22 protein-coding genes are annotated in these 22,110 nt (G+C 39.7%); 11 read left to right on the top strand and 11 right to left on the bottom strand.

Annotation, left to right across the window (positions count from 1 at the left end; genetic code table 11):
• Positions 1–26 precede the first annotated feature (26 nt).
• From zwf to AC07YT_RS00225, 3 genes are all read left to right on the top strand, one after another.
• Complete coding sequence (zwf, locus tag AC07YT_RS00235; protein ID WP_086546504.1) at positions 27–1,541, top strand: glucose-6-phosphate dehydrogenase; 1,515 nt, start codon at positions 27–29, stop codon at positions 1,539–1,541.
• 101 nt (positions 1,542–1,642) lie between these two features.
• Positions 1,643–2,368, top strand: coding sequence for a 6-phosphogluconolactonase (pgl, locus tag AC07YT_RS00230; RefSeq protein ID WP_086546505.1), 726 nt, complete (start codon positions 1,643–1,645; stop codon positions 2,366–2,368).
• 4 nt (positions 2,369–2,372) lie between these two features.
• Entirely contained in the window at positions 2,373–2,726 is a 354-nt protein-coding gene (locus AC07YT_RS00225; protein ID WP_494945114.1) for a DUF5655 domain-containing protein, read from the top strand.
• A 653-nt stretch (positions 2,727–3,379) separates the two neighbouring features.
• On the opposite strand, the gene AC07YT_RS00220 is transcribed toward AC07YT_RS00225, so the two are convergent.
• The 3 genes from AC07YT_RS00220 to AC07YT_RS00210 all read right to left on the bottom strand — a co-directional run bounded on the left by AC07YT_RS00220 (position 3,380) and on the right by AC07YT_RS00210 (position 7,051).
• A complete protein-coding gene (locus AC07YT_RS00220; protein WP_086546507.1) occupies positions 3,380–4,261 on the bottom strand; it encodes a Ppx/GppA phosphatase family protein in 882 nt (293 codons plus the stop codon).
• Positions 4,261–6,321 carry a polyphosphate kinase 1 gene (ppk1, locus tag AC07YT_RS00215; protein ID WP_086546508.1) on the bottom strand — a complete coding sequence of 687 codons (2,061 nt, stop codon included), beginning with the start codon at positions 6,319–6,321 and terminating at the stop codon, positions 4,261–4,263. The genes AC07YT_RS00220 and ppk1 overlap by 1 nt, the downstream gene beginning before the upstream one ends.
• A 100-nt stretch (positions 6,322–6,421) precedes the next feature.
• Positions 6,422–7,051: a hypothetical protein gene (locus AC07YT_RS00210; RefSeq protein WP_086546509.1), complete on the bottom strand. Its 630-nt coding sequence runs from the start codon at positions 7,049–7,051 to the stop codon at positions 6,422–6,424.
• A 76-nt stretch (positions 7,052–7,127) separates the two neighbouring features.
• Between AC07YT_RS00210 and AC07YT_RS00205 the strand changes: the two genes are divergently transcribed.
• From AC07YT_RS00205 to AC07YT_RS00190, 4 genes are all read left to right on the top strand, one after another.
• Entirely contained in the window at positions 7,128–7,619 is a 492-nt protein-coding gene (locus AC07YT_RS00205; RefSeq protein ID WP_086546510.1) for a YajQ family cyclic di-GMP-binding protein, read from the top strand.
• 179 nt (positions 7,620–7,798) lie between these two features.
• Positions 7,799–8,245 carry a GNAT family N-acetyltransferase gene (locus AC07YT_RS00200; protein WP_086546511.1) on the top strand — a complete coding sequence of 149 codons (447 nt, stop codon included), beginning with the start codon at positions 7,799–7,801 and terminating at the stop codon, positions 8,243–8,245.
• Between the two features lie 58 nt (positions 8,246–8,303).
• A complete protein-coding gene (locus AC07YT_RS00195) occupies positions 8,304–8,900 on the top strand; it encodes a DUF4142 domain-containing protein (RefSeq protein WP_086546512.1) in 597 nt (198 codons plus the stop codon).
• Between the two features lie 223 nt (positions 8,901–9,123).
• Positions 9,124–10,737 (top strand): S8 family serine peptidase, encoded by a 1,614-nt coding sequence (locus AC07YT_RS00190; RefSeq protein ID WP_086546513.1) that lies wholly within the window; start codon positions 9,124–9,126, stop codon positions 10,735–10,737.
• A gap of 82 nt (positions 10,738–10,819) precedes the next feature.
• Here the strand turns inward: AC07YT_RS00190 and AC07YT_RS00185 are convergent, their stop codons facing one another.
• Genes AC07YT_RS00185 through AC07YT_RS00175 form a run of 3 tightly spaced genes read right to left on the bottom strand, consistent with a single transcriptional unit; the run spans position 10,820 to position 14,549 of the window.
• Positions 10,820–12,943, bottom strand: coding sequence for a xanthine dehydrogenase family protein molybdopterin-binding subunit (locus tag AC07YT_RS00185; protein ID WP_086546514.1), 2,124 nt, complete (start codon positions 12,941–12,943; stop codon positions 10,820–10,822).
• 2 nt (positions 12,944–12,945) lie between these two features.
• Positions 12,946–13,929, bottom strand: coding sequence for an FAD binding domain-containing protein (locus tag AC07YT_RS00180; RefSeq protein WP_086546515.1), 984 nt, complete (start codon positions 13,927–13,929; stop codon positions 12,946–12,948).
• Complete coding sequence (locus AC07YT_RS00175; RefSeq protein ID WP_086546516.1) at positions 13,926–14,549, bottom strand: (2Fe-2S)-binding protein; 624 nt, start codon at positions 14,547–14,549, stop codon at positions 13,926–13,928. Before AC07YT_RS00175 ends, AC07YT_RS00180 begins: the two co-directional genes overlap by 4 nt.
• 175 nt (positions 14,550–14,724) lie before the next feature.
• On the opposite strand from AC07YT_RS00175, the gene AC07YT_RS00170 reads away from it, so the two are divergent.
• Positions 14,725–15,375, top strand: coding sequence for a YceH family protein (locus AC07YT_RS00170; protein ID WP_086546517.1), 651 nt, complete (start codon positions 14,725–14,727; stop codon positions 15,373–15,375).
• Positions 15,376–15,810: 435 nt separating this feature from the next.
• Here the strand turns inward: AC07YT_RS00170 and fabF are convergent, their stop codons facing one another.
• The 5 genes from fabF to AC07YT_RS00145 are packed head-to-tail and all read right to left on the bottom strand — an operon-like array spanning position 15,811 to position 19,199.
• Complete coding sequence (fabF, locus tag AC07YT_RS00165; protein WP_086546518.1) at positions 15,811–17,061, bottom strand: beta-ketoacyl-ACP synthase II; 1,251 nt, start codon at positions 17,059–17,061, stop codon at positions 15,811–15,813.
• Between the two features lie 11 nt (positions 17,062–17,072).
• On the bottom strand, positions 17,073–17,291 hold the full coding sequence (locus tag AC07YT_RS00160) for a DUF2798 domain-containing protein (RefSeq protein ID WP_086546519.1): 219 nt from the start codon (positions 17,289–17,291) through the stop codon (positions 17,073–17,075).
• 14 nt (positions 17,292–17,305) lie between these two features.
• Positions 17,306–18,076: an SDR family oxidoreductase gene (locus AC07YT_RS00155; protein WP_086549332.1), complete on the bottom strand. Its 771-nt coding sequence runs from the start codon at positions 18,074–18,076 to the stop codon at positions 17,306–17,308.
• 11 nt (positions 18,077–18,087) lie between these two features.
• Positions 18,088–18,573 carry a PaaI family thioesterase gene (locus AC07YT_RS00150; RefSeq protein WP_086546520.1) on the bottom strand — a complete coding sequence of 162 codons (486 nt, stop codon included), beginning with the start codon at positions 18,571–18,573 and terminating at the stop codon, positions 18,088–18,090.
• 38 nt (positions 18,574–18,611) lie between these two features.
• Positions 18,612–19,199: a TetR/AcrR family transcriptional regulator gene (locus AC07YT_RS00145; RefSeq protein WP_086546521.1), complete on the bottom strand. Its 588-nt coding sequence runs from the start codon at positions 19,197–19,199 to the stop codon at positions 18,612–18,614.
• A 147-nt stretch (positions 19,200–19,346) separates the two neighbouring features.
• On the opposite strand from AC07YT_RS00145, the gene AC07YT_RS00140 reads away from it, so the two are divergent.
• The 3 genes from AC07YT_RS00140 (at position 19,347) to AC07YT_RS00130 (ending at position 22,055) form a co-directional block, all read left to right on the top strand.
• Complete coding sequence (locus AC07YT_RS00140; protein ID WP_086546522.1) at positions 19,347–20,258, top strand: helix-turn-helix domain-containing protein; 912 nt, start codon at positions 19,347–19,349, stop codon at positions 20,256–20,258.
• Between the two features lie 82 nt (positions 20,259–20,340).
• Positions 20,341–21,183, top strand: a complete 843-nt coding sequence (locus AC07YT_RS00135) for an SDR family NAD(P)-dependent oxidoreductase (RefSeq protein ID WP_086546523.1) — start codon at positions 20,341–20,343, stop codon at positions 21,181–21,183.
• 20 nt (positions 21,184–21,203) lie between these two features.
• On the top strand, positions 21,204–22,055 hold the full coding sequence (locus AC07YT_RS00130) for an SDR family oxidoreductase (protein ID WP_086546524.1): 852 nt from the start codon (positions 21,204–21,206) through the stop codon (positions 22,053–22,055).
• Positions 22,056–22,110: the final 55 nt, after the last annotated feature.

Raw genomic sequence — 22,110 nt, 5'->3', positions numbered from 1 at the left:
TTTAGACTTACGAACAAGAACATAAAATGAAAACCAAAACCGCATTAAACCCTACCATTTTTGTAATATTTGGTGGAACAGGTGACTTAAATAAAAGAAAATTAGCACCTGCCCTATATAATTTATTTATGGAGGGTTACATGCCTGATAAGTTTGCTATTATTGGTACAGGAAGAACTGAATTTACTGATGATAGTTACAAAACGGCTTTAGAAGAGGCTGTGAACGAGTTTTCGCGAAGCGGAAAAGTTAAAAAAGATAAATGGGACGATTTCGGAAATACCATCCATTATTGCCCTACCGATTTTGCCCAGCCAAAAACTTTCGAAAATCTTAAAGCAGCTGTCGATAAATATCAAAAAGAATACGGCGCAGGTACACAGGTAATTTTCTACCTGGCTGTTGCCCCTAACTTCTTCCCGATTATTGCGGAATGTTTACAAAAATATAAACTTACGCAAGATGAAGACAATAGCCGCATCGTTATTGAGAAACCTTTTGGTCATGATTTAGAATCGGCAAAAGAACTCAATGCATTATTAAGTACCATTTTTACTGAAAAACAGATCTATCGTATCGACCATTACTTAGGTAAAGAAACGGTACAAAACATGATGGCTTTCCGTTTTGCCAATGCATTGTTCGAGCCGTTATGGAACAGGTCTTATATCGATCACGTTCAGATTTCGGTTACCGAACAGTTAGGTGTAGGCGATCGCGGAGGTTACTACGAAGGTTCTGGTGCTTTGAGAGATATGATCCAGAATCACCTCTTGCAATTGCTTTGCTTGGTTGGAATGGAAGCACCAATTAATTTTGATGCCGATGAAATCAGGAACCGTAAGGTGGAGGTTTTAAGAGCGATGCGTCCTTTTTCTGCTGAAGATATCCGTTTTCATACGGTTCGCGGCCAATACAGCAAAGGCTGGGTTGAAGGTAAGGAAGTTCCGGGATACCGTCAGGAAAAAGGTGTTGATGCACACTCTAATACCGAAACTTTTGCAGCAGTTAAATTCCATATCGATAACTGGAGATGGCAGGGAATTCCTTTCTATTTGAGAACTGGAAAACGCCTGAACCAGACATCATCTTTAATTACCATTCAGTTTAGGGATGTTCCACATCAGATTTTCTCATCAGGTGTAACCGAAAACTGGCAGCAAAACAGGTTGGTGATCAGCATACAGCCGGAAATGAGTATCCGCATGCAGGTACAAGCTAAGAGACCTGGATTAGACATGGTATTAAACCCTGTTGATATGATATTCGATTATAAAGGAACTTACGAGGGTGATACCCCGGAAGCTTACGAAACCTTATTATTGGATGCGATGATGGGCGATCAAACCTTGTTTATGCGCGGCGATCAGGTAGAGGCGGCATGGGAACTGGTGATGCCAATTTTAAATACATGGGAAAGCAAAAAATCAATCAATTTCCCTAATTACCCTGCCGATAGCTGGGGACCAGAAGAAGCTGAAGCACTTATCGCAAGAGATGGTTTCCACTGGTTTAACCTGCCGTTGAAGAATAAGGAATAATTTTTACCCGGTCGTCACCCTGAATTTAGTTCAGGGTCTTATTCGAGATAGATGCGAATCCCGAAAATTCGGGACAGCGTGACGACTTTATTATTGATAAAATGAATCTACTCATATACAAAACATTAGAAGAACTAAACCAGGATCTGGCAGATTATGTAATCAAAATTGCAGAAATGTCTATCGAAGAAAACGACCGTTTCAATTTCGTACTTACCGGCGGCAGTTCTCCTAAAGCACTTTACCATTTTCTGGCTACCGAAGGGCAGCACAGAATTGATTGGGAAAAAGTATACTTCTTCTTTGGCGATGAGCGTAATGTTCCGGCCAATGATGATAACTACAATGGATTAATGGCCAAGAAAACCATTTTAGATCCGCTGGGCATTAAAGAAGACCATATTTTTTATGTTGATACCACTTTGGCTCCTGAAAAAGCGGCTATTGAATATAAAAAAGCAATCGACAAACATTTTAATGGCGAAGACATTGTTTTCGATCTGATCCTTTTGGGTATGGGTGATGATGCGCACACCGCTTCGATTTTTCCGCATACGACCTTGGTTAAAGATGAAGAAGTAAACGTTGCAGCGGTATACGTAGAAAAATTAGATACTTATCGCATTAGCTTTACCGCACCATTAATTAACAAGGCAGATAATGTGGCGTTCCTGGTGTTTGGCGAAAATAAAGCCGAAGCCTTAAAACATGTTATTGGCGACGAGCAAAAAGATGTATCGACTTACCCTTCTCAGTTAATTGATCCTATTGATGGAAAATTAACCTGGTTTACCGATGAGGCGGCCACAAAATTATTAGAAGACTAAAGTGATGATGTCTGAAGAAAAACATTTATCAGACTTTTTAAACGGAAAAACGGAATATACCTTAGGGTTATTCCGTTTTTTTATTGACCAATTGGGCGAATTTGGAGCGATAAAGCTCAGGCCAACCAAATCCATGATTGCGCTTGAATCAAAAACGCAATTTGCTTATATTACACAATTGGGAAAGAACTTTATTCATGTAGTTATTCCCTTCGACCAACCATATGAAGACAATCTTTGCTTTACTAAAATTGCCCAGGTACCAGGGATTAATCAGTTCAACCACCATTTAAGGATTTTCTTTCCGGAAGATATAAATGATGAAGTGAAAGCTTTTTTGAGACTGGCTATGGAGTAACGCGTTTTTTAACCACAGCGTACACGGAGGAAGATGCAGAGACCGCAAAGTTTGGTACAACTATCTTATTACCATATCCGTCATTTCGACTAAAGCGCAGCGAAATGGAGAAATCTATATAGATAAATTCAATTTTCCTTCACAAAAAATCATGAAACAAGCTATCATAAACTAGATGCGTCACCCTGAATTTATTTCAGGGTCTATAATACATTGTGGTAATTTCATGATTCAAAAGATCCTGAAACAAGTTCAGGATGACGAATGTTTCTATCCTAAGCTTTAAAGAAGAATAGGTGTCAGATGGAAACATCTGACACCGCACCAAAATCGATTAAACTAGATGCGTCACCCTGAATTTATTTCAGGGTCTATAATGCATTGTGGTAATTTCCATGATTAAAAAGATCCTGAACCAAGTTCAGGATGACGATTCGTGCAGAAATTACCCTTAGGATTGCTGTTGGATGTTTCCATCCTACGCTTTAAAGAAGAATAGGTTTCAGATGGAAACATCTGACACTATATATGGTCGTCATTGCGAGGAGGAACGACGAAGCAATCTTTCCTAATTTGCCAAAGTTTGCAACAAAGATTGCTTCGTCGGCTGAAAAGCTTTCTCGCAATGACGATTTCGTGAACGGAAATTGTCTTTAATCCAGTTTCTCTTCTATCAACAACTTAATAATCCCATCAGCCATCCCCACTTTAGGTACATAAATCTGTTTTATACCGGTCCACTTCATTAAGGTTAAATAAATCTCGCAGGCCGGGATAATTACGTCTGCACGGTCGGGGTTTAAACCCAGGGTATTAATCCTTTCTTTCAATGAATAACTGGTTAATTTATTATACATCGAATTTAATTTCTGTAATGATAAAGGCGCATTTTCCTTCTCATCCGACATGCGGAATAACTTATTAATATTGCCACCTGTACCGATGCCAGCCAGATGTTTATAATCTTTTGTATGTTCTTTTACCCAATCTTTCATCTCTTCCCAGGTTTCTTCCTTATCCTGATTATCGAGCATCCTAATGGTACCGATATTGAAAGATCTTGAAGCTTCAGGAGCACCTTTTACAAAAACAGACAACTCGGTACTACCCCCACCCACATCAATATACAGGTAGTTTTTATTTTCATCTAACTCTTCTTCAATATGGTTAGCATAAATAATATTCGCTTCCCGTTGTCCTTCAATAATCTCTAACGTAACGTCCGCTTCCTTTTTAATCAGTTTGACAATATCTTCCCCATTACGGGCCTCGCGCATTGCAGAGGTTGCACAAGCCAAATATTCAGAAACATGATAAACATCCATCAGATTCTTAAAAGCGGTCATGGTTTTGATCAGATCAGCAGATTTTTTCTCTGAAATATACTGATCTAAGAATGCATCATCTCCCAGTCGGAGTGGCACACGTATAAGGGTGTTCTTTTTGTATTTATATTTTCCGTCTTGTTTGCTAATATCAGCAATGAGTAACCTCACTGCATTCGAACCGATATCTATAGCTGCGTATCTTAACATTATGATTGATGCTTGGTTTTTAAATAGTTATAAATATCTACTTGTGCCCTTATTTTTTTACTTAATCTGTTTTTGTGATATTTATTATTGTTTAAGGCATTAATTTGCCTCGATTTGGTATTATCCTGCAGCTGCAGATCGATAATATCCTGTATCTCCTGTTTAACATCATGATCAAGTACCGGAAAACCTACTTCAACACGGTGTTCGAAATTCCGGCTCATTAAATCGGCAGAAGACAAATACATATCGTTTTTACCGTTATTACCGAAAATATAAACCCTGGCATGCTCCAAAAACTTATCGATAATACTAATGGCGGTAATATTTTCACTAAAGCCCTTTACCCCAGGCACCAGACAGCAAATTCCGCGGATAATCAGCTGGATTTTAACCCCGGCATTACTCGCATCGTAAAGTTTGGCAATAATCCCTTCATCCGCTAAACTATTTACTTTCAGCATGATGTAAGCGAGCTTACCCTGCTTGGCATTTCGGATTTCGCGGTTGATAAAATTGACCAGTTTCGAGCGGCTCTCCAGTGGGGAAACAATCAGGTGTTTAAAACCCTTGGTTACGGTACGTTTGCTTAACGCATCAAAAAGTTTGACCAGATCGTTGGTGATCTCTTTCTTTGCCGTGAAAATACTATGGTCGCAGTATAAACCTGCAGTTTTCTCGTTAAAGTTCCCGGTTGCTAAGTTTGCATAGTACACCGGTTTATCCTTTTCGATCCGTTTAACCAAACAAATTTTAGAATGTACTTTGTAATCGGTTAGACCGTAATTTACCTTAACACCCTCCTCCATTAAACGACTGGTCCAGTAAATATTGGCCTGCTCATCAAAACGGGCTTTAAGTTCCAGTAGAACAGAAACTGCCTTGCCATTTTTAGCAGCGTTGATTAAGGCATTGATTACTTTCGAATTTTCTGCCAGCCGGTATAAGGTAATCTGTATGTCAGTTACTTTCGGATCAATTGCGGCCTCTCGCAAGAACAAAATGATATAATCGTACGATTGATAGGGTAAATTCACTAAATAATCGCGCTGGGCGACTCTATTGAACATACTCTGGGTTCTGTGCAGATCGTGCACTTTCAATGGCACATTCGGCGCATATTCCAGTTCTTTTTTACCCACATTCGGGAAGGCAATAAAATCGCCAAACTTATGGTAACGGTTACCCGGAATTAAACTTTCAGCCTCAAGCTTAAGCTTATTCACCAGTACAGTAAGCATGTTTAAAGGCATAGCCGAATCGTAAAGCAAACGCATGGGTTTTCCTTTTTTGCGTTTTTCTAAACTGCTTTTTAAATCCTCGATAAATTTATCATTGATATTTTTATCGATATCCAATTCGGCATCCCGTGTTAACTGGATCGAATAGGCCTCTAAATTATCGTAGGTAAAAACATAAAATATATCATCTAAGCAATACCTGATAATATCTTCGGCAAGAATAATAAATTTTAGGTCGTTTGTTTCCGGCAATACCAAAAACCGCGGCAAATTCGGTGGAATTTCAATGAGCGCGTATTTCTCTTTAACTTTTGTGTCTTTTTTCGAAAGTTTAACAAAAAAATAAAGATACCGGTCTTTCAGCTCTGGAAAAGGCTTATCCATATCCAGCATAATGGGAACCAGATTAGATAAAATCTTATCCCTGAAATGATTTTTAACAAACTCGCCCCTGCTTACATTCAGTTGGGTATCGTTTAAAATAAAAATCCTGTTCTGGGCAAGCTCGTTAATTAGCGTAGCCTGAAAAAGCTGATCGAATTTTCTTTCCTGTTTTACAACAATGTTTTTAATCTCGTTCAGAATTTTCTTTGGGTTAAATCCCAAAAGTGCTTTAGCCTTATCGTTCAGATTGGTTAACCGGGTCATAGTGGCTACCCGCACACGATAAAACTCCTCTAAATTTGAAGAAAATATAGATAGAAATTTAATCCGTTCAATCAGCGGAACTGTTTCGTCGGCAGCTTCTTGCAGTACACGTTCGTTAAAGTAAAGCCAACTGATTTCGCGGTTAAAAAATGGAATCTTTTTATTACTCATTTAAAAAAATAAAAAATCCCTGCCAAAACAGGGATGCTCAAAACTGCACATTAATTTGTTAAATCGATGTTAATTCATCTACACGTTAACGTTAACAAATTTATTTTTTAGTAGGTGTTTTTGTCTCTTTCTTAACTGCAGGTGTAGCTTTAGCAACCGTCTTTTTAACAACTGTTGCTGCTTTTGCAGGTGTAGCAGCCGGAGTTACCGCTTTTTTAACTGTTGCAGCGGCCTTTGCCGGAGCTTTAACCGCTGTACTTGTCGCTTTTTTAGCAACTGTTGTAGCCTCCTTTACCGCTTCTTTTGCTTTTGCTACCGGTTTTGCCAATACTTTCTCGGCTTTTTCTTCTGTTTCTATTGCCGCAACCTTAATGCTTTGCACTACTGGTTTAGCCTTTGCAACCGCTTTTTTAACCACTTTTTGAGCAGATTTTTCAGACTTACTTACCGCTTTGGCAACTGGTTTTTTTGCTGCTTTTGCTTTCTCTTTTGATGCATGTAACAAATCATCAATTTTCTGTCCCACATCAGCTTTTACGATGGTAAATTTTTTGGTTAATTTTTTAGCCACCCGTTTGCTGGCCTTACCCACCTCCGCGCTAATTTCCGATACATCATGACCTAAACTTTTAATCACATCTAAGAACTTATCCGTGATCGATTGCTCCAGTTGTTTTTTAGCTTCTTTCTTTGTGATCTTTTTTTGAGACTTCGGTTTAGTGGTTTTCATATTATTTTTCGTTTTTTTGTGAGAATGGATTAATTTCTATTAAATCTACTTATTTTTTTACTTTAAAGCTAAAACCATGCCTTCTTTTGATATTGTAAGTAAAGTTGATGCGCAGACATTAGACAACGCCATTAACAATGCTAAAAAAGAAATTCTTAACCGATTCGACTTTAACGGATCGAAAAGCACGATCGATCTGGATAAAAAAACAAATGTGGTAACCATTGTTACTGAAGATGATATGCGCTTAAAAGCAATAGAAGGTTCAATCATTTCGCGGATGATGAAACAGAATTTAGATCCGAAAAGTTTAAATTTTGGCGACGAGCATCAGGCATCGGGCAACATGATCAGAAAAGAAATCAGCATTAAAGAAGGATTAGACAAAGAGGCTGCTAAAAAAGTGGTGGCGAAAATCAAAGCCAGCGGTTTAAAAGTTCAACCTTCAATTATGGACGATCAGGTTCGCGTAACTGCAAAAAAAATCGACGATCTGCAAGCAGTAATCAACCTGTGCAGAAACGAAGATTTTGGTCAACCGCTTCAGTATATCAACATGCGTAACTAGGTGTTAAACTGGTTAATTGTATAAAAGTTGAAATTGGTTAATTGTTAGATAATTCGACACGATTAAGCACTTAACCGATTTCAATCGTTAACCAGCCAAATAACTGACCGATTAAGCAGTGTATGCTATTACGGATTTTGACAGCAAAACAATCATTCAAAATTCAATCATTAATTCACATGGAAATCAGCGAAAACGGATTTATATTTTCTGATAAAAAAGCGCTTTTAGTTATCGATGACATACACCATTATTTAAGTGTAGAATCGTATTGGGCAAAAGGTATTCCGCTGGATACCGTAAAACGTTCTATAGAAAATTCGCTTTGTTTTGGTATTTATAAAGATCAGGAGCAAGTGGGTTTTGCACGCTGGGTAACGGATAAGGCTACTTTTGCCTGGCTTTGCGATGTTTACATTAAAGAAAGCTACCGTGGCTTGGGCTTATCGAAAAAACTGATGTCTTTTATGATTTTCCACCCGGATTTACAAGGATTAAGGCGCTACCAGCTCGCTACTTTAGATGCGCATAGCCTGTATACGCAATTTGGCTTCTCTCCTATCCAAAACCCGGAAAATCAAATGGGTATTGTGATTCCAAACATATATAACCAAGACCCGGAATAGATAAAAAAAACCTTTTTCCAACGCTCTTGTTTTTAAACCTATAAAACATAGAGAAAACATGAAAAAGATATTTTTATTGTCCGCCGGGATTGCCTTAGCGCTTTCCTTTCAAGCTTGTCAAACCGCTGATAAAAAATCGGCTACCACTAAAGACAGTATTTCTGGAGATACCAACATGGTAAACGGCAACCATGTTACAGGCTCCGAAAGCACCGAATCGGGTGTTGATGAGGCTGGAGCAACTTTTTTAAGAAAAGCAGCTGTTGGCGGCATTATGGAAGTTGAAGCAGCAAAAATTGCCCAAACCAATGCCAAAAGTGCTGAGGTAAAAGAATTTGCAGCCAAAATGTTAACCGATCATACGAAAGCCAATACAGAATTAAAAGCTTTGGCCATAAACAAAAAGGTAATTACCCCCGATGCCTTGCCTGCAGATGATCAAATCCACCTGGATGAAATGAAGAAAATAACCGGTACAGCCTTTGATCAACATTATATGCAAATGATGGTTACTGATCATGAAAAAACAATAAACTTGTTTAAACTCGGCATGCAGAACCGCGATCAGGCCATTAAAACCTGGGCTGGTAATACATTGAAGGTAATCGAATTGCACGATGAAATGGCCAAAAAGATTGTAGCGAACTTAAAATAGATTGTTTTTCAATAAAGATAAATCGTTATTTCGAGAGAAGTCGAGCACCACATAGTGCTCAGCGAAGCTGAATCTGTGTGAATAGATTGCTCTGGTCGAGATGACGATTTTCTATTAGCCCCGTATAACTGAACAAAATGTGTGAAAGACATCATTTTTAATACAATTTCTTTCTAAAAAGAAATTAAAATTAACTTTCGCCGTTTAATACAAAAATACATAAATGAATAAGAGTAGAATTTTCAGCGCGCTTTTAAGTGTCGCGCTCATCAGTGCTGTACCAACTTTAGTCCATGCACAAAAAGCAAATTGGCAAAATCTTGATCTTAAAACCGATAGTACATTCGGAATCAGTACCGAAAAAGCATATAAAGAACTTCTAAAGGGGAAAAAATCTGTTAAAGTGATCGTTGCCGTGAATGATGGCGGTGTTGAAGCTACTCACGAGGATTTAAAAAGGATAATGTGGGTTAATACCAAAGAAATAGCGGGTAATGGCAAAGACGATGATAAAAATGGCTATATCGACGATATCAACGGCTGGAACTTTATTGGTGGCCCAAAAGAATCTATAAATTTTGAAACGCTGGAGTTAACGCGTTTAGTACGCCGTAATCAAGACCGTTTTGCCAATACCACTGATGCAAATGTTGCAGAAAAAGATAAAAAGGACTTTGCTGTATTTAAAGCACAGAGAGCTGATTTAGAAAAGCAACTGGCAGAAGCTAAAGAAAATCTGGCAGGGTTAACAGGTTTCAAAGCAGCGCTTGATGCAGTAGTCAAAAAAATTGGCAAGCAAGATCCTAGCCTTGACGACTTTAAAAATTTTAAACCAGTTACCGATGTTGATGCCCGGGTACAAGCGGTAGTAATTGAGGAATTAGGAAAAAATACCTTTAAAGATTTTTATGAAGAGCAGATTACAGAAGGCTTTGACTATTATAGCCGCCAGGTTAATTATAACTTAAATCTCGACTACGATCCACGCGCTATTGTGGGCGATGAACCGAACAATGTTAAGGAGAAATTTTATGGAAACAATGATATAGCTGGTCCTGATGCCATGCACGGCACGCACGTAGCAGGTATTATCGCCGCCGACAGAACAAATAAACTGGGCATTTTAGGTGTGGCGGATAATGTGGCTATTATGGGTGTTCGTTGTACGCCTAATGGTGATGAGAGAGATAAGGATGTTGCAAACGCAATTCGTTATGCTGTTGATAATGGTGCTAAGGTAATTAACATGAGTTTCGGCAAGCCTTATACCGAGAACAAAGAAGTTGTTAACGAAGCGATGAAATATGCCGTTGAAAAAGATGTACTGATTGTACAGGCTGCCGGTAACGAAAACAAAAACATCGATGTAGAAAGTAATTTCCCTAATCACAAAGATTTAGATGAAAAAACCATTGCTTCATGGATAACCGTGGGTGCATCGGGTCCTAAAGATGATGAAACACTTAAAGCCAGTTTCTCTAACTATGGTAAAACGCAGGTAGATGTATTTGCGCCGGGAGTTAAAATTTATTCATCAGTACCTGGTTCTAAATACAAAAACTTAGACGGTACAAGTATGGCTTCTCCTGTTGTAGCGGGTTTAGCGGGATTAATCCGCTCTTATTACCCTAAATTAACGGCTGCCCAGGTGAAAGAAATTATTGTTAAATCGGTAACAAAGGTTAACCATAATGTAGAATATGCTAAAAGTGAAGAACCTGGCGCAGAAAAAATTTCTGTTCCTTTCTCTGACCTTTGTATTAGTGGCGGAATCGTAAATACTTATAATGCCCTAAAATTAGCAGCAACTTACAATGGTAAGGCCGTTGCTAAATAATTTAAAGATAGTGATTAAACAAAAAATGCGTCCCGATGTAAAATTGGGACGCATTTTTTATTTACGATATTTAGAGAAGTAATTATGCCAAAATCTTATCGGGTGTTATCGGCAATGTTCTGATTCTTTTTCCGGTGGCATTAAAAACGGCATTGGCTACTGCTGCAGAAAAACCGATCAGGGCAATTTCGCCCATACCTTTTGCCCCCATGGGATTAATATAGGGATCGGGTTTATTGATGAAATTAACATCAATCTCTGGTACATCTGCATTTACCGGAACGTGGTAATCGGCAAAATTGTTGTTGATATATCTTCCATAACGGTGATCGATGATGGATTCTTCCGTTAGCGCCATCCCAATTCCACCCACTGCACCGCCCAGCATCTGACTTCTTGCCGTTTTCGGACTCACAATGGTACCTGAATCGCCTACGGAAACAATTTTACTCACTTTTACAACACCGGTTAGGGAATGAACTTTGACCTGCACAAAATGAATCGAGAACGAATACATCGAGTAACTATCTTTTTCCTTGCCACCCTGGCTCTCTTTGGTTACTTCTATTTGCGGCAGGTTATTCTTTTTTAAAACATCAACAAAATTAGCCGTAGCATCCATATTTGAATTTGCGGCCAGTTCTGCAATTGCAGACTTTAATGCCACACAAACATCGTTCACGGCCGAACCTACGGTAGATAATGTAGCCGATCCACCCTGACTTGGTGCTGGTGGCAAAGAAGAGTCGCCCAATTCAAACGTAATTTTATTTACAGGAATCTTCATTAATTTATTGGCAATTAAAGTCATGCCAGTTCCTGTTCCCGGGCCAATATCACTGGTTGCACTTTGCAAAAGCAGCGATCCATCAGCCTTTAAAATACCCTTCACGCTTGCCTTGCCTCTGTTCGCGTTAAATACACCCACACTTACCCCATAACCGGTTTGCCATGGTCCTTCTGTCAAACTACCCGGTTTATTTTTCCGGTTGCTCCATCCTATTTTCTCGGCCCCGATTTTATAGGCTTCTTTGATGTTTTTGCTCGAAAAGGGTTTATTTTTCTGCTGATCGGTTTCAGGATCGTTTTTGATTCTAAAATCCAATGGATCCATGTTCAGGGCATGCGCCATTTCATCAATTGCACTTTCAAGCGCAAAAGCTCCTGTTGCTTCGCCTGGTCCACGCATCCATATCGGTACACCCAGATCAACCGGTACAATGGCATACGAAGTATTTACATTATCGCATTGGTACATAAACTTCGCCATGTTCACCACCCCTTCTGTAAAGTTCTCATAAGTGGAAGTTTCGCCATACGCCCTATGCGTAATCCCTGTTAATTTACCATCTTTATTCGCACCCAAACCGATGGTTTGTATCGCTGCCGGCCGATTACCGACCATTGTAAACATCTGCATCCTCGTAATCACCACTTTTACAGGTTTACCAATATGTTTGGAAGCCATCACTGTTGCAATTTCGAGTGGCCATGTACGCAAAGCCATGCCAAAACCACCGCCCACAAACTCCGAATTCACCTGAATATTCTCCATCGGAATTTTAAAAACGTTGGCAATAGTGCCCTGCGTAGCTTTTACACCCTGTGTTTTGGCATAAACGGTAAGTTGGTTATTGGGTCGCCAATCGGCAATAATCCCATGCAGTTCCATCGGGTTATGTGTTTCAATTGGCAGAAAATATCTTTCTTCGAGCTTTACCTCTGCGGTTTTATAGGCATTTTCTATACCTCGTTTATAGTCAGCTTGTCCCTGGAGCTTTTTAGCCTTAGGATCTTTTAATGCCTTTTCAAAATCGGTATTAAATTCTTCTTTGGCATAGGTTGCTTTAACGAGTGAGGCGGCATGAGTAGCCCTTTCGAAAGTATTCGCCACCACGATTGCAATGGGTTGCCCGTTATAAAAAATCTTATCAGTATAAAAAATCTTCATCTGCGGACCACCTTCCTGCTCATAAGCAGCTGCCGATGGCTTATTCAAGTGCGAAACCACAGCAATTACACCTGGTGCTTTTTCAGCGGCCCTGGTATCAAGCGCAGTAATTTTCCCCTTGGTAATGGTACTGGTTACCAAAACACCATAGGTTAAACCAGGTAATTCATATTCAGCAAAATACTTAGCTTGTCCGGTAACTTTCAAAATTCCATCTACGCGATCGTTATCGTCTTTTAACATTCTCTTTTCCATAACTAAGCTTTTGATTTTGCAAGATTCAACGCTTCAATAATCGTATTGGGTGCCAGTTTAAGTTTGAAGTCATTCCCTCCAAAACCTTTAGCATCCTTCATGGCCAACTGAGCCGCCTGTTCGAAATTCGACAAGGTAGCTTCTTTTCCTTTTAAGAAATTTTCAGATGCCGTTAAACGCCAGGGTTTGTGCGCTACACCGCCCATGGCTAATCGAACATCCGTAATTTTATTATTGCTGATCTCAAAGGCTGCTGCTACGGATACCAGTGCAAAAGCGTAGGAAGCCCGGTCCCTAACTTTGAGGTAATGGTAATTTTTAGCCAGGTTATTCACCGGAATCTCCAAACGGATAATCATTTCATCCACCTTTAAGTTATTGTCTAACTGCGGCGTATCTCCTACCAGGCGATGAAATTCTTTAAATGGCATTTTACGTTCTCCTTTGGCGTTGGCCAATATCACTTCAGCATCTAAAGCGACTAAAGCGACACACATATCGCTGGGATGAACGGCAATACATTTCTCTGAAGTCCCGAAAATAGCATGCATGCGGTTGAAACCTTCCATGGCCCCACAGCCCGTTCCGGGCTGACGTTTGTTACAAGGCATTTCAGTGTCGTAAAAATAGCCACAACGTGTACGCTGCATCATGTTACCGCCAACCGTAGCTACATTTCTCAGTTGCGCAGATGCCCCAGCCTGTAAAGCCCATGATAGTAAGGGTAGCTTCTCTTTAATCAGGGCATGATCTGCAACAGCTGTATTGGAAGCCAAAGCGCCAATGTGAATTTTATTCCCAATCTGCTCAATTTGTTTTAATGGAACATGATTGATGTCGATGAGCTTTTCGGGTGCAGTAACCCCTCTTTTCATCAGGTCAATCAGGTTGGTACCACCAGCCAGGAATTTTGCATTTTTATCTTTTACCAGTAAGGCAATTGCTGATTTTGCCGTGGTTGTTCTTAAATATTGAAAATTGATCATACTGTTTCGCCTCCTTCCTTAACTTCAATAATTGCATCAACTATATTAGGATAAGCGCCACACCTACAGATGTTTCCACTCATATATTCACTTATCTCTGCTCTTGAACCCGTATGACCTTCACGCACACAGGCTACGGCGGACATAATCTGACCAGGTGTACAATACCCGCACTGAAAACCATCATGTTTGATAAATGCCGCCTGCATGGGGTGTAAAGTATCGCCATTTGCCAAACCTTCAATCGTAGTAATTTTCTTTCCTTCATTCATCACAGCCAGACTCAGGCAGGAATTTACCCTTTGTCCATCCACATGAACGGTGCAAGCACCACACTGACCATGATCACAGCCTTTTTTGGTGCCTGTTAAGTGCAGTTCTTCCCGCAAATAATCTAAAAGTGTTACCCTGGGCTCTACTGTTGTTTGATAAGCTTTGTTATTTACCGTAAGCTTTAAGGGAATTTTCTCAAAAAGTTCGGCGAAACGCTCATCGGCATTACTTTCAGCGGCTTTAACTGCAACGCCTGGTGTTAAGGCAATGGCGGTAATTACTGAGCTTTTTTTGAGGAAATCGCGCCTGCTATCACCCTGATTTGGTTTCTGATCGGAAGATTTCATAATTGGATATTTAGATATTGGGATGTACTCCTAAGTTCGTAATTCTTAAGTTCTTATTGTAGCCATTCAGAAATTTAGAATTATTCTATTGAGTAATATTTTTATATAACTCCCTAGAAACAAATCATTAACAAAATAATTTTCAAAATGTTCAACCAATTTATACTTTTATAACATGGACAACGTAAAACCACTACCCGATTTATCAGCAGAAGAACAACGCGTTTTAGGCTCATTAATAGAAAAAAGCAGAACTACGCCTGATTATTATCCTATGACTTTGAACAGCTTAACAGCTGCCTGTAACCAAAAAAGTTCGAGAAATCCGGTGGTAAATTACGATGAGGAAACCATAACTTTAACACTCAATCAACTTAAAATAAAAGGTTTAATCTCCACTGCTACAGGAGGATCAAGCCGTGCAACTAAATACAAACATAATCTGGCCATTGTTTATCCTTTAGTGCCATCGGAGTTAGCCATTATCTGTCTTTTACTTTTACGCGGACCGTTAACACCTGGCGAAATTAATAGCAATTCGGGAAGGTTATATGAATTTGAAAGTATAGAAGAAGTTTTGGAACAACTTCAAAAACTATCAGATGAAGAACCTGCCTTTGTTAAACAACTGGCTAAGAAAGCTGGTCAGAAGGAAGCCCGTTTTGTTCATCTTTTAGGCGAACAGGCCGAAACCACCACAGAACCTGAAACCGAAACGATAGCCGTAGCACAATTTGATCCTACAGAACTGGAAAACAGAATAGAAAAATTAGAACTGGAAATTGAAGAATTGAAAGAACTGGTTAATTTATTGATGGATAAGTAGGTTTAATGGTTCATTAGTTCACTGGTCATTAGTTCATTAGTTCAATGGTCATTAGTTCATTGGTTTGTGAACCATTGGTATAGCTACAGGGGTGTCAGCCTGAGCGTAGTCGAAGACCATTACAAATAAATTCACCTTGCTTTCTGTGTCTCCGTGGCAAAAAAAAACTACAGTCTTATCGAGACGCTAAGACTAGTATAGGATGCTAAGACCAGCATGAGTCGAAGACCTTTACGATAAATTCACCTTGGTTTCTGTGTCTCCGTGGCAAAAAAACTACAGTCTTAGCGAGACGCTAAGACCAGTATGAGATCTCTCCATTTCGTTGCACTCCAGTCGAGATGACGACACGATTTAAACCTAAAACAAAAAGTGTTTGGCGATTAACCAAACACTTTATTAAATTTCCAATTAAGCTGGGAATGATAAAATCAATTAAGCCTCGTACTTTTTAAAAATAGTACTCGCGGTGTGACCACCAAAACCAAAAGTGTTATTTAAAACATAATTAATCTCCTTTTTAATACTTTCTCCCAACACAAAGTTCAATCCTTTTGGAATATTTTCATCCAGGTTTTTAGTATTAATAGTGGGCGGGATTACATTATCTCTGATTGATAAAATACTGATTACGCTTTCAACCGCTCCTGCTGCACCAAGTAAATGACCTGTCATCGATTTTGTTGCGCCAATCACTACTGGCAAACCCTTAAAAACAGTATTAATGGCCTGTAGTTCACTCAAATCACCCAATCCGGTTGAAGTAGCGTGTGCATTAATATAATCGATTTTATCGGCAGTAATTCCGGCATCCTTCAAGGCTTTTGTCATCCCCAAAGCCGCACCAACTCCATCAGGAGGTGTTCCGGTTAAGTGATAAGCATCAGCTGCCATTCCACCACCAATAATCTCTGCATAAATATGTGCGCCACGTGCTAAAGCATGGTCCAGGTCTTCTAAAACCAATGCGCCCGCACCCTCGCTCATCACAAAACCATCTCTATCGGCATCAAAAGGTTTTGAAGCCCCCTGAGGGTTATCATTATTTTTTGATAAAGCCTGAGCGGCATTAAATCCGCCAACCGATGATTTGGTAAGCGCTGCTTCCGAGCCACCTGCAATCATGATACTTGCTTTGCCCAAACGAATGGTATCAAAAGCATTGATAATGGCGGTATTTGATGATGCGCATGCTGATACGGTGCAATAATTCGGACCACGTAATTTGTGACGGATAGAAATAGCGCCTGCAGCGATATCAACAATCATTTTCGGAATAAAAAACGGACTGAACCTTGGTGTGCCATCACCCGCATGAAATTCTTCCAGTTGTGCTTCAAAAGTACCTATCCCACCGTTTCCGGTTGCCCAGATTACACCAACTTCAGCCAATTGATCATCGCTCATTGCGCTGAAATCCAATCCCGAATCTTTTATTGCCTGGTCGCTCGAGCCAATGGCATACTGGGTGAACAAATCAAACTTTTTAATTTCCTTTTTATCCAGGTATGCTTCAGGATTAAAATCCTTTACTTCACCAGCAAAATGGGTTTTAAATTTACTCGAATCAAATTTTGTAATGGGGCCAATGCCACTTTTTCCGGCTAATATCTGTTGCCAAAATTGCTCAACGGTATTACCAAGCGGTGTTATCGCACCTAAACCTGTTACTACTACTCTTTTCATTTTAATAATTTTTAGTCAATATCCTTGAATAAATAATCGACCAATGATTGTACGCGTGGGGCAATAATTAATATAGCAGGAATGGCTACAATGTAAGAAATGCCCCATGATTTTAACCAAACTTTCATAAAGACCGATGTAAATCCAAGATTAACACTTATGGCCGCGAAAGTAACTATTCCTGTAGTAAAAACCGCCATAATAAATGCAAATGCTACCTTCTTTTTCATTCCTGCTGTATTTTTTAATTCTGAACCGAATCAATCCAGGCTTTTCTGTTGGCATTCATCACATTCAGGGCATCAGCTGGCGACTGTCTGAACAGTTCATAAATTTTAGCGGTATCACCTACCCTGATTTCAAATTCATCATTGGCCAAAGCAGTTAAAAGGTCTTCCGCAACAACCGAAGGTTTGATGCCATTATGACCACCTATTTCTTTCGAAAATTCGGTATCAACTAAAGGCGGCATCAATTCAAAAACTTTAACAGATGTCTCTTCCAAACTCAACCTTAACGAAGTACTGTAAGAATGTAATGCTGCTTTACTGGCTGCATAAGTGGGCAAAGTAATCCCTGGAACATAAGCAACGATAGAGGATACATTTACGATAGCTGAAGCTTCCTGTTGTTTTAGAACAGGCAATAATTTTTGATTAATCCTGATGATAGACAGGTAATTGGTTAACATTTCATCTTCTGCATTCGCAAAAGCATCCTGGTTTGGATCGGCCAAATTGTAAAGCAATGCCCTTCCTGCATTGTTAATCACGATATTCAATTGAGGAAAATCGGCTTTGATGCGGCTTACCAACTGATCCACATCTTCAGCTTTGCTCACATCAGAAAGAATGGTGGTTACATTTTGTAATGATGCTGCAGCTGCATCCAGCCTGTCCTGGTTTCTGCCAGTAATTATAACATGGTTATCCAAATCAGTTAACTGTTTTGCGATTTCTAATCCGATACCGGCTGTTCCGCCGATCAATAAAACGGTATTTTGTGAAGTTTTCATTTTATATTTTTTTAAAATTTTAAGATTAAACAAGTGCTCACCGCGTGAGCGTAAATGGTATTATTTTCATCAACTAACTGTGCTTCTACTAAGGCAGTACGACCGCCAAGGTTGATCACCTTCCCAATGGTTCTTAATTTTCCGGTTTGAATGGTAATGGCTTTCAGGAAATTTACCTTAAGCTCTAAAGTGGTATATCCTTTTCCGGCAGGTAAAAGCGAATGGACCGAACAGCCCATAGCCGAATCTAAAATAGCAGTGATTACCCCGCCATGCACCGTACCAATCGGGTTGTAATGAAATTCCTGAGGCATAAATTCAAAAACCACATTCCCCTTTTCGATCACACTTACACTAAAATCCAAAGTATGCAACAGTGGAGGTAAAGGAAATTGATGATTGCTCATGGCCTGCAGATAAGCTATACCATCCATCTGCATGGCTTCCTTTGCGCCTATCAAGGGATTTTCCCAACTTATTGTCCTGGTTCTTTTCATAATAAAATACCAATCGGTATATTTTAGTTTAAAAATTTTTAGCCGAGGCTATTGATATATTTTTTTAACGAATCCATAATTAAATTCCAGTGTGCTGGTTTTGCGGTCAGCCGCGAAATCATGATCCCACCTTCTATTATGGCAATAATGGTAAGTGCTATCTGTTCCGGATGATGATCTGCATGAATTTCTTTGGCAGAAATACCCGCTTCAACCAGTTTCACTATCCTGTTCTTCCAACCCAGTACCGCTTTTACTGCCCTTTCCCTTAATGCCGGATGCGTATCATCCGCATCAATTGCAGTGTTTAAAATCGGACAACCACCTTCCGACACCGTACCATTGATAAAGTTTTGATAAATATTGATATAAACCAGTAATTTATCTTTTGCATCTTTTTGTCTGTTGATCTCCGCATCTACCTTCGACACCACATTGTTCAGGTTATAATCGAAAGCGGCCAAGGCCACTTCATCCTTATTGGCGAAGTTGCCGTAAATACTGCCTTTGGTTAAACCTGTAGCAGCCGTAATATCATTTAAAGAAGTACCCGCATAACCTTTCATATTAAAAATGGGTGCGGTTTTCTCTACAATGAAATTTCTCGTTTTTTCTGCCTTGGTCATGTTCTTTTAAATTGACGATGCAAATATATACCAATCGGTATATTAAATACAAATATTTTTATCATCGCAATCTCCTTTTAATTGGAACGCTGGCTTTCATCACAGCACCATAATTTGTTTTAGGTTTGAATTTTGTAACTTTGATTTATGAACAAGCCAGAAACCATTGAAGATTTTTACCAGAACAAATTCAAGTTCCTGCCCGATAACCTACAAAATGGCGTAGGTCATTTTAACGTTTTTAAACTGGAAGATTGTTTAAGGGATGATCATAAGCCAATGAGCTATAACCGCAGGGATTATTATAAAGTATGCCTTACCCGTGGTCATAATGTTTACCACTACGCCGATAAAAGTATTGAGATAAATGGCACTGCACTTATCTTTTTCAATCCTTTGGTTCCGTATACCTGGGAGCTGGCCAGCGGCAACAAAAGTGACGTAACAGGCTTTTTCTGCATTTTTACCGAAGCCTTTTTTACTGAAAAGATCCGTGGAAATATTGGTGATTTACCCATGTTTGTGCCTGGAGGAAAACCTGCTTACTTTCTGGATGATAAACAGGATGCGCAAATTGAGGCTATTTTTGCTAAGATGTTTGAGGAAATCAACTCTGATTACATTTATAAATACGACTTACTCAGAAACTACATTACCGAAATTACACATTTCGCCCTCAAAACCCAGCCATCAGAGGCTTTATTCAAGCATACTGATGCCAACACCAGGATTACTTCTGTTTTTACGGAGTTACTGGAACGCCAGTTCCCCATCGAAACGACTACGCAAAGGTTTACCATGCGCTCGGCCAAAGATTACGCTTCGCAGCTTTCGGTACACGTAAACCACTTAAACCGTGCAATTAAAGAAACCACTGGCAAAACCACTACACATTATATTACTGAGCGTTTATTAAGTGAGGCCAAAGCTTTATTGAAACATACTGACTGGAATATATCGGAAATAGGTTATTGTCTGGGGTTTGAAGAACCTACCCATTTTAATAACTTTTTCAAAAAACTGACCAACCACACCCCTACTTCTTACCGGATTGTTTGAATTTCGTAATCATCAGTTTGATTAACGTAATAAACGTGATTCATCTTCGCCGTAATTTTGTCTTAACAAAAAAGATAAAACTATGGGCAAGAAAAAAGTTTGGTTTATTACCGGAGCTTCAAAGGGCTTAGGATTAAGTTTGGTTCATCAGTTGCTAAATGCTGGCCAATATGTTGCGGCCACATCAAGAAATATCGGTGAACTTAAAAAAGCAGTAAATAATGATGGCGGAAAATTCCTTCCGCTGGCGGTTAACCTGGCCAACGAACAAAGCGTGGAGGATGCGATAAAGGCGACCATTGCGAAATTTGAAAGAATTGATGTGGTCATCAATAACGCGGGTTACGGAATCGGAGGCAGTATCGAAGAACTAAGTGACGCAGAAACGCGCAATAGTTTTGATGTTAATGTTTTCGGCACACTCAATGTCATCAGAAAAGCTTCACCTTATTTAAGGGCACAACGAGCCGGGCACATCATCAACATCGCATCAATTGCAGGCATTGCAGGTGCCACCGGCTGGGCGGTATACGCTGCAGCAAAATCGGCAGTAATTGCATTATCAGAAGTATCAGCGGAAGATCTTAAAGAATTCGGCATAAAAGTAACCGTTGTGGCACCTGGCGCATTCAGAACCAGTTTCTTAACGGCTGACTCGTTGATTTTGGCAGCTAATCCAATTGCCGCATACGAAGAAGTGCGTGCAATACACAGCAAATACCTAAAAATGGATGGTCAGCAGATTGGTGATCCTGAGAAAGCTGCTGCTGCAATGATCTCACTGGCCAGCATGCCAAATCCACCCCTTCATTTGCTTTTAGGAAACGACGCTTTCCAAAGGGCAAATACTAAAATAGAATCGCTACAAAAGGAATTTAAAGACTGGAAAGCCATTACCATTTCGACAGATTTCGACGAAAATTAATTTAACAGACAAAATTTATTATGGAAAATCAAAAAGTATGGTTTGTAACAGGTGCATCAAAAGGCCTGGGACTAACACTAGTAAAAACATTATTAAGCAATGGTCTTAACGTTGCTGCAACCTCAAGAAACCTGAACGACTTAACAAAAGCAGTTGGCGAACACGAAAACTTCTTGCCGCTAGCGGTCGACCTAATTGATGAAAACAGTGTAGAAGCTGCAGTTAGCCAAACAATCAGCAAATTTGGCCAGGTAGATGTGGTGGTAAACAATGCGGGCTACGGCATGCTGGGCGCTTTAGAAGAATTAAGCGATAAAGAATCGCGTCAAAATTTCGATGTGAACGTTTTCGGTTCGTTAAACGTGATCAGAAAGGTGCTTCCTCAGTTACGGAAACAACAATCAGGGCACATTTTCAATATTTCTTCAATCGGTGGATTTTCGGGAAACTTCCCTGGTTTTGGCATCTATTGCGCGACAAAATTTGCCGTGGTTGGTTTCACCGAGTCCTTAGCTGCCGAAGTAAAATCAATGGGCATCAAAGCAACAGTTGTAGAACCGGGTTATTTCAGAACAGCATTTCTTACTGAAGGATCATTAGCAGTGCCAAATAAACCAATTGATGCCTACAAAGAAGTGCGCGACTCGCAAGCAGCGCATCAGAACGACATCAATAATCAACAGCCTGGTGATCCGGCCAAAGCAGTGGAGGTGATTATTGAAGCTTCAAAAAGCGAAAATCCACCGCTTCATTTATTCTTAGGTCCGGATGCTTATCAGGTTGCCGATGCAAAAATTGCAGATATACAAAGAGATATGGCCAATTGGAAATACCTGGCAACAGCTACTAACTTCGATGAGGTTGGCGCATAGCATCTAACTTAATCGTCATTTCGAGCGGAGCGCAGCGAAGTCGAGAACCCGAAGG

It is taken from the genome of Pedobacter sp. GW460-11-11-14-TSB4, assembly GCF_059423705.1.
Note: the sequence above shows the minus strand (reverse complement) of the source record. Positions and strands in the feature narration are given on the sequence as shown.

Coding starts and splice junctions, on each gene's coding strand:
- zwf (WP_086546504.1), top strand. CDS start 27: ATGAAAACCAAAACCGCATTAAACCCTACCATTTTTGTAATATTTGGT.
- pgl (WP_086546505.1), top strand. CDS start 1,643: ATGAATCTACTCATATACAAAACATTAGAAGAACTAAACCAGGATCTG.
- AC07YT_RS00225 (WP_494945114.1), top strand. CDS start 2,373: ATGATGTCTGAAGAAAAACATTTATCAGACTTTTTAAACGGAAAAACG.
- AC07YT_RS00220 (WP_086546507.1), bottom strand. CDS start 4,261: ATGTTAAGATACGCAGCTATAGATATCGGTTCGAATGCAGTGAGGTTA.
- ppk1 (WP_086546508.1), bottom strand. CDS start 6,321: ATGAGTAATAAAAAGATTCCATTTTTTAACCGCGAAATCAGTTGGCTT.
- AC07YT_RS00210 (WP_086546509.1), bottom strand. CDS start 7,051: ATGAAAACCACTAAACCGAAGTCTCAAAAAAAGATCACAAAGAAAGAA.
- AC07YT_RS00205 (WP_086546510.1), top strand. CDS start 7,128: ATGCCTTCTTTTGATATTGTAAGTAAAGTTGATGCGCAGACATTAGAC.
- AC07YT_RS00200 (WP_086546511.1), top strand. CDS start 7,799: ATGGAAATCAGCGAAAACGGATTTATATTTTCTGATAAAAAAGCGCTT.
- AC07YT_RS00195 (WP_086546512.1), top strand. CDS start 8,304: ATGAAAAAGATATTTTTATTGTCCGCCGGGATTGCCTTAGCGCTTTCC.
- AC07YT_RS00190 (WP_086546513.1), top strand. CDS start 9,124: ATGAATAAGAGTAGAATTTTCAGCGCGCTTTTAAGTGTCGCGCTCATC.
- AC07YT_RS00185 (WP_086546514.1), bottom strand. CDS start 12,943: ATGGAAAAGAGAATGTTAAAAGACGATAACGATCGCGTAGATGGAATT.
- AC07YT_RS00180 (WP_086546515.1), bottom strand. CDS start 13,929: ATGATCAATTTTCAATATTTAAGAACAACCACGGCAAAATCAGCAATT.
- AC07YT_RS00175 (WP_086546516.1), bottom strand. CDS start 14,549: ATGAAATCTTCCGATCAGAAACCAAATCAGGGTGATAGCAGGCGCGAT.
- AC07YT_RS00170 (WP_086546517.1), top strand. CDS start 14,725: ATGGACAACGTAAAACCACTACCCGATTTATCAGCAGAAGAACAACGC.
- fabF (WP_086546518.1), bottom strand. CDS start 17,061: ATGAAAAGAGTAGTAGTAACAGGTTTAGGTGCGATAACACCGCTTGGT.
- AC07YT_RS00160 (WP_086546519.1), bottom strand. CDS start 17,291: ATGAAAAAGAAGGTAGCATTTGCATTTATTATGGCGGTTTTTACTACA.
- AC07YT_RS00155 (WP_086549332.1), bottom strand. CDS start 18,076: ATGAAAACTTCACAAAATACCGTTTTATTGATCGGCGGAACAGCCGGT.
- AC07YT_RS00150 (WP_086546520.1), bottom strand. CDS start 18,573: ATGAAAAGAACCAGGACAATAAGTTGGGAAAATCCCTTGATAGGCGCA.
- AC07YT_RS00145 (WP_086546521.1), bottom strand. CDS start 19,199: ATGACCAAGGCAGAAAAAACGAGAAATTTCATTGTAGAGAAAACCGCA.
- AC07YT_RS00140 (WP_086546522.1), top strand. CDS start 19,347: ATGAACAAGCCAGAAACCATTGAAGATTTTTACCAGAACAAATTCAAG.
- AC07YT_RS00135 (WP_086546523.1), top strand. CDS start 20,341: ATGGGCAAGAAAAAAGTTTGGTTTATTACCGGAGCTTCAAAGGGCTTA.
- AC07YT_RS00130 (WP_086546524.1), top strand. CDS start 21,204: ATGGAAAATCAAAAAGTATGGTTTGTAACAGGTGCATCAAAAGGCCTG.